The sequence below is a fragment of the Campylobacter curvus genome (assembly GCF_013372125.1).
Classification (GTDB): domain Bacteria; phylum Campylobacterota; class Campylobacteria; order Campylobacterales; family Campylobacteraceae; genus Campylobacter_A; species Campylobacter_A curvus.
In genome coordinates this window covers 328049-343013 of sequence record NZ_CP053826.1, presented here as the reverse complement: position 1 = coordinate 343013, position 14965 = coordinate 328049, and the positions used below count along the sequence as shown (strand labels likewise).

At 48.1% G+C, this 14965-nt stretch carries 10 protein-coding genes; 6 read left to right on the top strand and 4 right to left on the bottom strand.

What is annotated here, in order from left to right:
• Position 1: 1 nt before the first annotated feature.
• The 4 genes from hyfE to CCVT_RS01615 are packed head-to-tail and all read right to left on the bottom strand — an operon-like array spanning position 2 to position 4116.
• Complete coding sequence (hyfE, locus tag CCVT_RS01630; protein WP_026175561.1) at positions 2-646, bottom strand: hydrogenase 4 membrane subunit; 645 nt, start codon at positions 644-646, stop codon at positions 2-4.
• A 1-nt stretch (position 647) separates the two neighbouring features.
• Positions 648-1568 carry a respiratory chain complex I subunit 1 family protein gene (locus tag CCVT_RS01625; RefSeq protein ID WP_018137531.1) on the bottom strand — a complete coding sequence of 307 codons (921 nt, stop codon included), beginning with the start codon at positions 1566-1568 and terminating at the stop codon, positions 648-650.
• A 9-nt stretch (positions 1569-1577) separates the two neighbouring features.
• Positions 1578-3545, bottom strand: coding sequence for a proton-conducting transporter transmembrane domain-containing protein (locus tag CCVT_RS01620; protein ID WP_018137530.1), 1968 nt, complete (start codon positions 3543-3545; stop codon positions 1578-1580).
• A gap of 1 nt (position 3546) precedes the next feature.
• On the bottom strand, positions 3547-4116 hold the full coding sequence (locus CCVT_RS01615) for a 4Fe-4S dicluster domain-containing protein (protein ID WP_009650659.1): 570 nt from the start codon (positions 4114-4116) through the stop codon (positions 3547-3549).
• 519 nt (positions 4117-4635) lie between these two features.
• Here CCVT_RS01615 and mnmG point away from each other — a divergent pair.
• The 6 genes from mnmG to CCVT_RS01585 all read left to right on the top strand — a co-directional run bounded on the left by mnmG (position 4636) and on the right by CCVT_RS01585 (position 14910).
• Positions 4636-6495, top strand: a complete 1860-nt coding sequence (mnmG, locus tag CCVT_RS01610) for a tRNA uridine-5-carboxymethylaminomethyl(34) synthesis enzyme MnmG (RefSeq protein WP_026175560.1) — start codon at positions 4636-4638, stop codon at positions 6493-6495.
• Positions 6496-6520: 25 nt separating this feature from the next.
• Positions 6521-7690: an MFS transporter gene (locus tag CCVT_RS01605; RefSeq protein WP_018137528.1), complete on the top strand. Its 1170-nt coding sequence runs from the start codon at positions 6521-6523 to the stop codon at positions 7688-7690.
• A 98-nt stretch (positions 7691-7788) separates the two neighbouring features.
• Positions 7789-9186 (top strand): class II fumarate hydratase, encoded by a 1398-nt coding sequence (fumC, locus tag CCVT_RS01600; protein ID WP_018137527.1) that lies wholly within the window; start codon positions 7789-7791, stop codon positions 9184-9186.
• Between the two features lie 217 nt (positions 9187-9403).
• On the top strand, positions 9404-13627 hold the full coding sequence (locus CCVT_RS01595) for a 2-hydroxyacyl-CoA dehydratase (protein ID WP_018137526.1): 4224 nt from the start codon (positions 9404-9406) through the stop codon (positions 13625-13627).
• Between the two features lie 61 nt (positions 13628-13688).
• Complete coding sequence (locus CCVT_RS01590; protein ID WP_155827537.1) at positions 13689-14192, top strand: DUF1176 domain-containing protein; 504 nt, start codon at positions 13689-13691, stop codon at positions 14190-14192.
• A gap of 22 nt (positions 14193-14214) precedes the next feature.
• Positions 14215-14910, top strand: a complete 696-nt coding sequence (locus tag CCVT_RS01585; RefSeq protein WP_018137524.1) for a suppressor of fused domain protein — start codon at positions 14215-14217, stop codon at positions 14908-14910.
• Positions 14911-14965 lie beyond the last annotated feature (55 nt).

Here is a 14965-nt window from a genome sequence, read left to right as displayed (position 1 = left end):
TCTAACCCCTTAAATTTGACGCCTTAGACGTATCAAGGCTGTCATAAGCTTTATAAAATCTAATAGCAAGAACGCTCATTATGATGACGGCGAATATCGCATCTGTCAAAATTCCAAGCTCGACTAGCTCGTGTGAGTTGTAAGCCATCAAAGCAAGGCTTAGATGTATGCCGTTTTCAAACAAGCAGTAAGCCAAAATTTGCTTGATGAAAGAATTTCTTAGCATGAAGCCAAAAATCCCCATCATGAAAATCGTTCCGGCTGCGATGAGCATGATCTCCTCTTTGATAAGAGAAAATTTCAAAAATATCGGATGGATACTCATAGAAAGCGCCAAAGAAAATCCCATCGCTATGATAGGACTTACGAAAAATCCCGCTACCGGCTCGTCCTCGCTGACTACATTTAGCTTTTTGATGAGCCAAAGCAAGATGCCAGGCACCAAGATGACTTTCGTAAAGAAAGCTACGATCGCCCACATGCTTAGCTGCTCGGCGTCAAATTTCTTTGAAAGTAGGAAAAATATACTCACAAGAAGCAAGGTCTGAATAGCATAAACGATGACGGAGAGCTTTAAATTTCTAAGCCCAAATACCGCTAGGGATGTTACTATCATACAAATCGCTAATGTATCTAATATTTCCATCTCACACCCCCACAACATAAAGCGTTAAAGCTACAAACGAGATCGCTAGAGCGCCAAGAGCGTTCCTGCGTAAGCTCGATGTCATTTTAAAGCGCGGTCCGAAGTTGTCGATAAAGACCGCAGCGACGTAAAAGACTCCGGTTTTGATCACGAATACTATGATGGCTAGGAATGGATTGCTAAAATTCCAAGGCTCGAAAATAGTAAGGAAAAGGCCGATCATCGCAAATTGTTTTAAGATAAGCGCTGCTTGAACTAGACCAAGATCGCTACCTGCATACTCGCCAAGCAGACCCTCTTGAAGCTCTTGCTCGGCTTCTGCCAGGTCAAAAGGCTTTCTGCCGGTCTCAACATACATACACCATAAAAATGCGATAGAAGCGACCGCGAAACTTGGGATTTGATATCCGATCACGCCGTTTCTTACCATGTCTTGAATCTCAACTAAATTTGAAGTCTTAGCCGCTAGCATCACGACGATGAGGCACATTATCATCACAGGCTCGACATAAACGGCTAGCATTTGCTCCCTGCCGCCGCCTGTGGCTGCAAAAGGGTTACCGCTATCAAGCGAAGCCGCACCGAAAACGAAACGTAGCAACGCACCTAGATAGAGGATGACAAAGATATCCGAATACGCTCCAAATACCATCTCTTTGCTGTATGTTATAGGTATAGCCGCCAGTATCGCCGCAGATGTGGCGAATAAGAAAAATGGCGCCCATCTAAATACCCAGTGAGAGCACTCAGGAACAGTCCTTGAGCGTCTAAAAAGCTTTATGATGTCGCGATATGTTTGGAAAAAGTCGCTACCTTGTTTTGACTGGAGTTTAGCACGAAGCTTTCTTGCCATGCCGTCAAACAAAGGCGCTACTAAAACGATAACTACGACTTGAAATATCATTAAAAGTATAGTTTGCATGTTCGCCTCCTAAACCAAAAAGTAGCCGATGGCAAGTATAGCGCAGAGATAAACAAGGATATAAAGCGTATATACGTTCGTATAGCCGCTTTGGACTATGCCTATCTTGTCGGCAAATTTCATGCACCATTTGATGACCGGCTCGTAGATCATTCCCCACCAGATATCTTTTGGATGGTTGTGATACTCTATCGCGTCGAAATAATTTCTTGTAACGACCTTTTTGTTGCCTTTAAAGAGCCACTCCATTATCTTTCTAAGATCGCCGGTGAAAGGACCGCCTGTCATTTGCATACGAGGGCTGTATTTAAAGCCGCAAGCCCAAGGATCAGTCTCTCTTGGTTTGCTTCTGTTTGCTTTCATGACGGCAAGGATGATAAATGGCAGTATCATAGTAGAACACAAGATGATAGCGATGAGCGGAGTGGAGACCACGCTTCCTAAAGGTGAAGTGATGGCTGTCGAGTCAAGGCTCGCGTCATATCCACTTACCGTGATGGAATTTACAGCTTTCATGATGTAATCAACTATCACGTTCGCTCCTACGCCAAAGCCGACGCAGCCTATCATCAAAACGACCATTCCAAGCACCATGCCTATCGGGCTTTCTTTAGCATTTTCCCAAATTTTCTTATCGCGCGGTGTGCCTGCGAAGATGACTGCATAAAGCTTCAAGTGCATACCGACCAATACGCCGGTCAATGCAAGCGCTACGACTGAAAGCGTAAATGCGTATCTGACTAAAATGCTATCTCCCATCGCACCTTGAAGCATGCCTTGATATGTTAGCCACTCTGAGACAAAGCCATTTACCGGTGGGAGTGCGGCGATACCCATGATACCTATAAACATACCAACAGCCGTCCAAGGCATCTTTTTAGCAAGACCGCCGAGGATGTCCATGTTTTGCGTATGAGTCGCGTGAATGACCGAACCCGCACAAAGGAACAATAACCCTTTGAATATCGCGTGGTTTACTACGTGATAGCAACCTGCTAAAAAGCCGATGGCAGCTAATGTCATATTTCCTGCTGCAAGACCGTAAATTCCGGTACCTAGACCAAGCAAAATGATACCGATATTTTCGACTGAGTGATAGGCGAGCAGAGCTTTGAAGTCGTGTTGGCAAAGTGCGTATAAAACGCCAAATAGCGAACTGGCCGCACCAAGTATAAGTATAGCCAGGCCAAAATAGATGCTAAGTGGCAAATAAAGCGTAAATTTAACTAAAGTGAATAACGCGACCTTTATCATAACGCCGCTCATGAGAGCCGAGACGTTTGACGGAGCGGCCGGGTGAGCTTGCGGTAGCCAAACATGAAAAGGCCACATACCGGCTTTACTACCAAATCCTACTAAAAATAGTATGAATGTAGCCGCAGATGCGCCCATCGGCATTTTGACATTCATAAATGCGCTAAATTCTGAGCTACCGGCGTAATAAGCGATGATGAGCAAACCACAGGTTATACAAAACGCACCGATTTGCGCGATACCAAGATAAACCATAACCGCTTTTAGCGTATTTTTACCATCGTTTACCAGGATAAGGAACGACGAAACCAGCGTCATAAGCTCCCATAAAACGACGAAGCAAAATACATTGTCCGCGCTGATGACTAAGAGCATAGACAAGATAAACGTGCTGAATAAACACGCAAAGACGCCTACATTTGCTTTTTTGACGTATTCATCAGCGTAGCTCATGCCGTATACGCTGCTGGCAAAGCCGATGAAAACGACGACGAAACTAAAGAAATTTCCAAGCGGGGTCAATGCAAATTTCGGTGCGTAGAGGAAATTCCCAATCAGAGTGAAGCTGTCGTTCATACCCATATTCGCCACGAAATGGCACATCGCATAAAAGCAGCTTAACGCGCTAAGGCCAAAGCCCACTTTCACAGCCGCTTTTGGCGCACCGTAAAGCAAGATACTGATGACGGCGCTGACAACAAATAGCATATAAACAGTTACCATCTTATGCTCCTTGTCCGTTTAGAATTTTTTGCGCGAAGGCGTTTGCGACTTCGTATTCTATTCTATTGCCGAGTTTATGTTTGCCGCTTTCAGGATCGATCATGATGATCGCACTGGTCGGACAAACATCGACGCATGCAGGGCCATTCTCGCGTCCGTAGCACATATCGCATTTTATAGCGATATTTTTTGCGCCTGATTGGCTCTCGATCTCAAGATAGTATTTTGGCTCGACTGCGTAATTAACAGAAGGCATGAGCTCGGCACTGGAGCTTATCGCACCGTAAGGACAAGCGATGGTGCACATCTTACAGCCTATACAGATCTCCTCGTGAAGCTCGATGCAGTTATCGTCAAAGCGTAACGCGCCGGTCGGGCAGACGTTCGCACAAGGCCCGTCGTCGCACTGTCTGCACTGAACAGGCATGACGCCGCCTGCTTGCCTTAGCACGCTCAGCCTCGCTTTTGAAAGCTTGCCGCGTTCGTAAGCGCTTTTAAAGCAAGCAGCCATGCACGTGGCACAGCCTATGCAGCGCTTCGCATCGGCTATCACAAATTTATGTTGTTTCATAAATTCCTCCTAATACAACAAGGCTGTTACGCCTTGATTACTTGTAACTTGATTTTTAATCACCTGATTTGAAGAGATATGTAAATTTTTTCTTGCAGACTGGAATTTCACCCTTTTGCTAGCGGTTTGGGTGCAACAGGTCTTGCAAGAGAGGTTAGAATTTAACATATCTCAAGCACTCCTTCCTAAAATATTTACGGTAATTTTATACTTTTTCGCGATCAAATTCTGTCAGCTATCTGACGAATTTTATATTTTTTAAACTAAATTTTTATTTTATATTATTTTAAGAATATAGCTTAAAATAGCTAAATTTAGGGATTACACTATAAATATGCTATTTTTATAGTATCTATATTTTACTTTATAGTTACAAGTAAATGACATTTTCTTTAAGATAAAATATTAAGTCTATAAGCAAGGCTTAAATTTCATAATAGTAAATACCAACAAGATCAAATTTATTCGCTCGTCAGCCATTTTTTGTTAAAATCGCTTCATTTTTTCAAAGGTAAATTTATGGATAAATTTGACGTGATAGTCGTTGGTGGCGGGCATGCAGGTATCGAAGCCAGCTTGGCGGCTGCAAAGATGGGCAAAAAAACACTTTTAATAACGATCCTAGCCGAGCAGATCGGTGCAGCCAGCTGTAATCCCGCTATCGGAGGCCTCGCCAAAGGGCATCTGGTAAAAGAGATCGACGCGCTGGGCGGGCAAATGGGGCTCACGACCGACGCTGTTGGCATACAATTTCGCGTGCTAAATGAGAGTAAAGGCCCGGCAGTGCGTGGCTCACGCGCTCAGATCGATATGGATCGCTACCGCGTGTATATGCGAAATTTGCTGCTAAATACGCCAAATTTAGAAATTTCCCAAGAGATCGCGACTGAAATTTTAAGCGCAAACGAGCAAATCACGGGCGTGAAAACCCACCTTGGCAACGTCTATGAGACCACAAAGCTCATCATCACCACAGGCACGTTTTTAAACGGGCTCATCCACGTGGGTTTTAATAAGCTTAAGGCCGGTCGCGTCGGCGAGCTAAGCTCTACAAATTTAAGTGAGAGTCTGCGAAATTTAGGGCTTGAAATGGGACGGCTAAAAACTGGCACGTGTCCGAGGATCGACGCAAAAACTATTGATTTTAGCGTGCTTGAAAGACAAGACGGCGACGCGAAGCCAGCGGTATTTTCGTTTAGGACGCAGCACTTCGCTCCCCAACAACTGCCCTGCTACATCGCCTACACGAACGAGACCACACACGAGATCATCCGTTCAAATTTCGACAAAGCACCGCTATTTACGGGACAGATCGAGGGTGTCGGACCTCGCTACTGCCCGAGCATCGAAGATAAGATCAATCGCTTTGGTGACCGCGACAGACATCATCTTTTTGTTGAGCCTCAGACCCGCGAGGCGAGCGAATACTACATAAACGGCTTTTCGACGAGCCTGCCTTACGACGTTCAAGTCGCGATGCTGCGCTCCGTGAGAGGCTTTGAAAACGCCCGCATAGTGCGCCACGGATACGCGATCGAATACGACTACGTCGTGCCTACCGAGCTAAAACACAGCTTAGAGACCAAAAAAGTGCGTGGGCTGTATCTAGCCGGACAGATAAACGGCACGACAGGCTACGAGGAGGCGGCGGCTCAGGGGCTGATGGCGGGCATAAACGCCGCGCTAAATTTAGACGCCAAAGACCCGCTCGTGCTGCGCCGCGACGAGGCGTATATCGGCGTTTTGATCGATGATCTGGTAACCAAAGGCACGAAAGAGCCCTACCGCATGTTTACTAGCCGCGCTGAGTATCGCCTGCTGCTGCGCGAGGATAACGCGATCTTGCGCCTTGGCGGATACGGAAGGGAGCTCGGGCTCATCGATGATGAAACGCACGCTAGGATCGAGCAGATCCGCGCAAATTTAGCCAAAGGGCTTGAAATTTTAAACACGAGAGAATTTACGCCATCAAAGCAAAATTTAGAATTCCTTGCGAGGCTGGACGAGGACGTCATCAGCGAGAAAGTGACGCTACAAAAGATCGTCGCCAGAAAGAGTTTCACGAGCGAAAAGCTACGAAAGCTGGACGCATTTTTTGAAAATTTAGACGAGGCGAGCTTGGAGCAAATTTTAACAGAATGCAAATACAGCCACTACATCGCCGAGCAAAAAAATCAAATCGATAAAATGAAAGATATGATGAGCGTGAAGATCCCTAAAAATTTCAGCTTCCGCGGTATCAGCGGGCTAAGCAACGAGGTCGTAGAAAAGCTCGAGAAATTCGCCCCTCCGACACTCTTTGCCGCGAGTGAAATTTCAGGCATCACGCCGGCTGCGATCGATATTTTGCATATCTATATCAAGATGAGTCAAAGATAGCCGCCAAGCGGCACAGGAGCGAAGCATGGCGAAAAATCACATATACTTGCTCACGCTTGGACACGCCGCAAACGACATGTGTCAGGGCGCTTTGCCCGCACTCTTGCCATTTTTTATCAAGGCCTACTCGCTAAGCTACGAATCAGCCGCCACGCTGATCTTTGCCTCTACGGTATTTTCATCGATCCTGCAGCCCGTTTTTGGCTATTTCTCGGACAAAATTTCAAGATCTGCGCTCATATCATTAGGCCTCGTGCTCTCCGGACTTGGCGTCTGCACGATGGGCTTTGTAAGCTCATACGCCGCACTCCTCAGCGCTGCGATCGTCTCTGGCATAGGAAGTGCGCTGTTTCACCCGGAGGCCGCAAAAACGGCAAATGCGATCTCAAGCGCCGACAAAAAGGCAAAAGGTATCAGCATATTTGCCGTAGGCGGCAACATCGGCTTTGCCGTAGGTCCGCTGATCGCCGGCTTTTGCGCATATCACGCCGGACTGCACGGACTTTTGGTATTTGGCGTCATCACGACTCTAGTCGCGCTCGCATTTTTGCTCGCGATGCCCGCTATAAAAAATCTAGCCAAGGATGTCGCAAACAGCGAGCCAAAAGGCCAAAATTTAGCCAAAAACGACTGGCGCTCGTTCTCAAAGCTGACAGCGGTCATATTCTCGCGCTCGGTCATATTTTTCACACTAAACACCTTCATACCCATATACTGGGTGCATGTATTGCATCAAAGCGAGAGTAGCGCGAGCATGGCGCTAACGATACTCTTTTCGTTTGGCGTCGTTGTGACTTTAGCAGGTGGCGCGCTGTCTGATAAATTTGGCCATATAAAGACGTTAAGATACGCCTACATAGCGATGGTGCCGATATTGTTTGCATTTACTCAAAGCACGGACGCCACGCTTTGCACGATACTGTTATTTTTCGTCGGAGTTGCGATATTCGTGCCGTATTCGCCTACAGTGCTGCTAGGGCAAAGATACCTCGCCAAAAATATAGGCTTTGCCTCAGGCGTCACGCTGGGGCTTGGCGTGAGCGTGGGCGGCATCATCACGCCCGCAGTAGGCATGATAGCCGATAAATTCGGTCTTTACGCAGCTATGCAAATTTTATGGATGACCGCTATTATCGGGCTTATTTTTTCATTTATGCTTACGCCAAGCTCGCAGCGTCCGCAGGCTCACGCATAAGGGCAGGCACACATTTTCTAATAACAAACATCAAAATTATCAGCATGATTTTATAAAATTCTTAATATACTTTTTTAAAATTTTCTAAAGGAGAAGCAATGGATTTTCGCATGGAAAAAGACACGATGGGCGAGGTCAAAGTCCCAAACGACAAGTATTGGGGCGCACAAACGCAGCGTAGTTTTGAAAATTTCAAGATCGGCACGGAAAAGATGCCAAGCGAAGTGATCGAAGGCTTTGCATACCTAAAAAAGGCGTGCGCGCTCGTAAATAACAAGCTTGGACGCCTTGACGAGCCTAAAAGCAAAGCCATAGCGCAGGCGTGCGATGAGATAATAAGCGGCAAGCTGTGCGGAAATTTCCCGCTTGCAGTCTGGCAGACGGGCTCTGGCACGCAGTCAAATATGAACCTAAACGAGGTCATCGCAAACCGCGCAACGGAAATTTTGGGTGAGGACTTTCGCGCGAAAAAGCTCGTGCATCCAAATGACGACGTAAATAAGGGTCAAAGTAGCAACGACACCTATCCGACCGCGATGAGAGTGGCTTTTGTGTTGGAGCTTGCCAAGAGATTTTTCCCGGCGATAGAAAAGCTGAAAAATAGCTTAGAAGCAAAGAGCGAGGAGTTTAAAGACATCGTAAAGATCGGGCGCACGCACCTACAAGACGCCACGCCGCTCACACTCGGGCAGGAATTTAGCGGCTATGCGCACATGCTGGCTAAAAGCTCGCTTTTAGTAAAGGACGCGGTAAAATATCTCTGCGAGCTGGCTATCGGCGGCACGGCGGTGGGCACGGGGCTAAACACGCACCCGCAATTTAGCGAGATGGTAAGCGAGGAGCTAAACGAGCTCACGAAAAGCCCGTTTAAATTTATCTCGCACCCGAATAAATTTCACGGGCTCACCAGCCACGACGGCGAGGTGTTTTTAAGCGGTGCACTAAATGCGCTGGCAGCCGATCTCATGAAGATCGCAAACGACATCCGCTGGCTGGCAAGCGGGCCAAGATGCGGTATCGGCGAGCTAAATTTACCTGAAAACGAGCCCGGCAGCTCGATAATGCCAGGTAAAGTAAATCCGACGCAGTGCGAGGCGGTGACGATGGTCGCCGTGCAGGTCATGGCAAACCATGTGGCAGTCTCTATGGGCGCGTCGCAGGGAAATTTCGAGCTAAATGTCTTTAAACCGGTCATCGCCTATAATCTTTTGCAATCAATCCGCCTGCTAAGCGACGTAATGGTGAGCTTCAACGACAACTGCGCGGTTGGTATCACGCCAAATCGCAAGGTGATCGATGGCTACTTACATGGCTCGCTTATGCTAGTAACCGCGCTAAATCCATACATCGGCTATGAAAACGCCGCAAAGATCGCCAAGACCGCGCACAAAAACGGCACGACACTTCGCGAAGAGGCGATAAATTTGGGGATTTTAACTGGTGAGCAGTTTGACAGCTACGTAAAGCCAGAGGAGATGACGCATCCGAAAAAGTAAATTCAAATAAGGGGGCGAGAGCCTCCTTTTAAGTATAAATAACAGCCGCTATATCAGTTGATACCATTAAACGAATGCTTTATTAAACACAGCAAAAATCTAAAATTTCATCTTTTATAGATGCGGGATAAATTTAAATTAAAAATCAGCTTCATGATGTAATAATTATTATTTATTGACCGCGCGATCAATGAGCCAAAATTTACCAGGAGAGTTTATGGGTTCAAAATTTAAAGTAGGCATCGACATAGGCTCGACGACGATAAAGTTAGTCGTGCTGGATCACGAAAATAAAATTTTATACAAAAACTACGCACGCCATTTTTCGGAGATCACGTCCTCGCTACAAGAAAATTTAAAACAGCTAAAAAATATCATAAAAGACGATAAATTTTCCTTTGCTATGACCGGCTCTGCCGGTATGGGTATCGCCGAGGGGCTGGGGCTTGCCTTCGTGCAAGAGGTCATCGCCTGCGCGGCTGCAGTGCGCACCTTTATCCCGCAGACCGACACGGTCGTCGAGCTTGGCGGAGAGGACGCGAAGGTGACTTACTTCGGCGACGCTCCGGAGCAGAGGATGAACGGCGTTTGTGCGGGCGGGACGGGCTCATTTATCGATCACATGGCGACTCTGCTCTCTACCGACGCGCTTGGACTAAACGAGCTAGCCGGCAAAGGCGAGCGAATTTACACTATCGCCTCAAGGTGCGGGGTCTTTGCAAAGACCGACGTGCAGGCGCTGATGAACGACGGGGCGCAAAAGTCCGACATCGCGCTTTCCGTGCTGCAAGCGGTGGTGAATCAAACCATCTCAAACCTCGCTCAAGGTCGCCCGATCGGCGGCAAGGTCGCATTTTTAGGCGGCCCTTTGCACTTTTTGCCCGTGCTTAGACAGCGTTTCATAGAGACGCTAAAGCTCACCCCCGAAAATACCGTAGATGTCGAGGACGGCAACTACTTCGTCGCTATCGGCGCGGCACTTTGCAAAGAGGCTAAAGAGCTTGATGTAAAGCAGCTCGAGCTTAGTCTGGCAAAAGCCAAGCAGGCAGCGGCAAAAGAGAACAGACAGGCGGATTTCACGCTCTTTGAAACGCAGCAAGAGTATGAAAATTTCAAAGCTCGCCACGACAAGGACAAGGTAAAACGCGGAAATTTAGCGAGCTATCAAGGAACGATCTTTGTCGGCATAGACGCCGGCTCGACGACGACGAAGCTGGCTGCTATCGGCAAGGACAAGGAGCTGCTTTACACCGCCTACGGCAGCAACCACGGCTCGCCGTTAAATTCCGTCATCAAAGAGCTAAATGAGCTTTACGCCGCGATGAATAAAAACACGCATATCGGCGCGGTGATGACGACCGGATACGGCGAGGCGATCGTAAAAGCCGCCATCCACGCAGACGGCGGAGAGGTCGAGACCTTCGCGCACCTACGAGCGGCGCAGGAATTTTGCCCCGATGTCACATTCGTGATGGATATCGGCGGACAGGATATGAAGTGCTTTTACGTAAAAGACGGCAATATCGGCAATATAACGCTAAATGAAGCCTGCTCGGCGGGATGTGGCTCGTTTATCGAGACCTTTGCGCACGGGCTTAAAATGAGTGCGGGCGAATTCGCGCAAAAGGCGATCGTCTCAAAAGCTCCCGTCGATCTTGGCACGCGCTGCACGGTGTTTATGAACTCCAAGGTCAAGCAAGCGCAAAAAGAGGGCGCGTCCGTGAGCGATATCTCGGCAGGCATAGCATTTTCCGTCATCAAGAATGCCCTTTTCAAGGTCATGCAGCTAAAAGATGTGAGCGATTTAGGAGATCACATCGTGGTGCAAGGCGGCACGTTTTATAACGACGCGGTGCTACGCTCCATGGAAAAGCTCTTAGCCCGCGACGTGATAAGACCCGACATCTCGGGCATAATGGGAGCTTACGGGGCGGCTATCTTAGCGCTTGAAACGGGCACGGAAAGCTCAAGCGTGCTCCTAGCGGACGAGCTGGCAAATTTTGAGGTCACGACGAGCTCGTATCGCTGCAAAAAATGCGGCAATCAATGCCTGATCACAAAGCAAGCCTTTAAAGACGGGGGTTGCTATTTTACGGGCAATCGATGCGAAAAGGGCATTGGCGTGACTTTAAAACAAGAAGAAAAAGCTCCAAATATCTACGGCTTCAAATACAAACGCCTATTTTCATATTACAAGCCGCTAAGAGACGTCGCACGCGGACGTATCGGGCTGCCTAGAAGCCTAAATATGTATGAGGATTATCCGTTTTGGTTCACCTTTTTCACAAAGCTTGGCTACGAGGTCGTCCTCTCCGGCAAATCCTCCGCGCAGCTTTATTACAAAGGCATGGCGACTGTGCCCTCAGACTCGCTTTGTTACCCGGCAAAGCTCGTTCACGGGCATATCATGGATCTTATAGAAAAAGGCGTGCAGACGATATTTTATCCTTGTGCGCCGCACGATATCTGCGACCACTCGGCGGAGGCTAAATTCAACTGCCCGATCGTCGCCTCATACGCTGAAAATATCCGCACGAATATGGATATACTAAAAGAGAAAAATATCCGCTTCCTTCAGCCGTTTTTGCCGCTAAATGACAAGGCGCGGCTCATAGAGCGTCTGGCGGAAGAATTTAGCGAATTCAAAATTTCTAGCAAGGAGATAAAAGCGGCGGTCGAGGCCGGGTTTGAAGAGCTTGAGCACTATAAAAACGATGTGCGTGAATTTGCCCTAAGCGTGCTAGAGGAGCTTGAAAAAAGCGGCAAATCGGCCGTCTTGCTCGCAGGGCGTCCTTATCACATCGACCCTGAGATCAACCACGGTATCCCTGAGATGATCCAGTCTTATGGCCTTCCTGTGCTCTCGGAAGATGCCATTTATCACATCCCGATAAATTCGGAAAATTTAAAGATCGTAAATCAATGGAGCTACCATGCAAGGGTCTATCACGCCGCTCATTACGTAGCCCAGCATGATAACATCACTCTCATCCAGCTTAGCTCCTTTGGGTGCGGGCTTGACGCTATCACCACGGGACAGGTCAAAGCGATCCTCGAAGAAAATCATAAAATTTACACGATGATAAAGCTGGATGAAGTGAGCAACCTAGGCGCTGCGCGCATCCGCCTGCGCTCACTGATCGCCGCACTCGCGCGCAAGCAAAAGGTAGCATTCACGCCGGCTGCTAAAACAGATAGGCCGCGCTTCACACCGGAGTGTATACAAACGCACACGATACTGGCCCCGCAAATGGCGCCTATACATTTTGAGCTTCTAACCTGCGCACTAAACAAGCACGGCTATAACGTCGTGATCCCGCAAATGCCCGAAAAAGCAGCTATCGACCTTGGGCTTCGCTACGTGAACAACGATATGTGCTACCCCGCTATCGTCATCATCGGACAGCTCATCGCCGCGCTCAAATCAGGCGAGTGCGACCCCGATCACACGTCCATAATGCTCTTTCAAACGTGCGGGGCTTGCCGTGCGACGAACTACCTTGGCGTCTTACGTCAGGCGCTAAAATACGCAGGCTTCGCGCAGGTGCCAGTATTTGCGTGCTGGGGGCTAGAGACGGACGCATTTGAGCTAAACAGAAGCTGCATGCTAGACGCCGTCAAAGCCGGAGTTTATGGCGATCTTTTACAAAACGTCCGCAACCGCACCCTGCCCTACGAGATCGTGCCGGGCTCGGCACAGCGGTTATACGATAAATGGATGAAGCGCTGCGCGGACGAGATAAAAAACGGCAATTATTTTAAATTCAGCAAAAATATCAAAGCTATCGTCAAAGATTTTGAAGCGCTGCCGATATATGAGCATCTTTGGAAGCCAAAAGTAGGCGTCGTGGGTGAAATTCTAGTCAAATATCACCCGGTCGCGAACAATCACATCGAAAAAATTTTGATAGACGAAGGCGCCGAGGTCATCATGCCTGAATTCGTCGATTTTTTCCTCTATCTGGCATACGATTCGGTCGTCGAGCACAAGCTTTTGGCGGGCAAATTCAAGGATAAATTTTTCTCGCAGGTATTTATCAGCGTGCTTGAGTTTTTCCGCCGTCCGATGAAAAACGCCCTGCAAAAAAGCTCTCGTTTCCGCGCTCCGCTAAGCATAGACGAGATAGCGCGCCTAGCTAGCAGACACGTCTCGCTTGGCAATATGGCTGGCGAAGGGTGGTTTCTCACCGGCGAAATGGTAAAGCTCATCCACGAGGGCGTGCCAAACATCGTCTGCTTACAGCCTTTTGGCTGCCTGCCAAACCACATCACAGGCAAAGGCGTCATACACGAGCTTAGAAACTCCTACGAGGGGGCAAACATCGTCGCTATCGACTGCGACGCCGGCTCAAGCGAGGTAAATCAGCTAAACCGCATAAAACTGATGCTGGCCCTCGCCAAAGAAAAAGAGCCCGGCAAGCAAGAAAAAGAGGTCATTTAGGCCAAAATGAAAATTTTCATCAAAATTTTACTGCTATTAGCCATGATATTTGCCGTCTGCGATGCCAAAGCTAGAGCCCGTGATAAAAAAGGTCAAATTTATAGGCGAGCTGCAAAACGTGACGAGGGACGACCTGAGATTTGAGCAAATTTTTAAAATTTTAAAAAAGCTGCCCGAGTCCGAGAAGTGCGATATTTTTGATGGCGACTCGCCGTGGTTTAAAGACGACTCTTTTATGCAGATACAAGAAATAGACGAAAACCGCACGCTAGTGCAAGCCAGATGTCAGATGACCGGATATATCCCAACCGCATTGGTCGTGGTCATGGACGATGATCTTAACCAAGTGAGCTTTGTTACGACTGATTTTAACGGCACAGATGAAAACGGCGATCTAAGGCACGAAAGCAAAGTCTGTGGTGGTAGCGAGTGGTATCATAAGACGGCGGTCTGGGATGGTGAGAAATTCGTCGTTGTAGAAGATCGTTTTAGCGGACCTTGCAGTAGCGGTAAAGCAGGCGGAGCGTGGAACTTTCCTATCATCACGGGCAAGGTGGCGGAATAAATTTAAGCCAGAAGGAAACAAAATGACGCAAGAGGAGTACAAAGCAAAATTCAAAGAAGACGATGCGGTCGGCTGGGACGCGATAGATACGGCGCTAGCTAAAATTTACGACAAAGGCAAAGAGCGCCACTACGCCTCGACGCTACCGGCCAGGATCGGCGGGGAAGACCACTTAGACGGCGTGAGCATATTTGACTGTGACGAGCAGACGTTTCACCGCCATATCATCAGCTTTGGCATGAGCGAGCTGTATTACGAGCCGGAGAGTGCGGGCAAAGATTTTAGCCGCTGGGGGTTTGAATTTACCATGCGAGTCGCACCGTTTGCGCTCGATAGGGACGGCAAAAATCCCGACGGTTCAGTAGCGAAAAACGAGCCGTACTGGGTCAATAACGTCATGCTAAACCTCGCAAGATACGTCGATAAAAGCGGGAAATGGTTCGAGGCGTATCACTTTATCCCTGCAAATTCGCCTATTAGACTCGACACCGACACCAAGCTAGTGGGCTTTGCCTTTGCGCCAGACCCGGTGCTAGGCAGCATAGACACGCCAAACTGCGGGGTGGATTTCCTCCAAATGGTCGGCATCACGCAAAGTGAGCTAGACTGGCTACTACAAGATCCAAATACCACTCGCGTAAAGCAGCTCATCGACAAAATGCGCGCGGACAACCCGCTACTCATCACCAATCTAACGCGAGTGAGAGAATATGTGTGAATTTAGCTTTAAAGCGTAGGCAAGTACGCCTAAGATTTTGCCATGAAATTTGCCG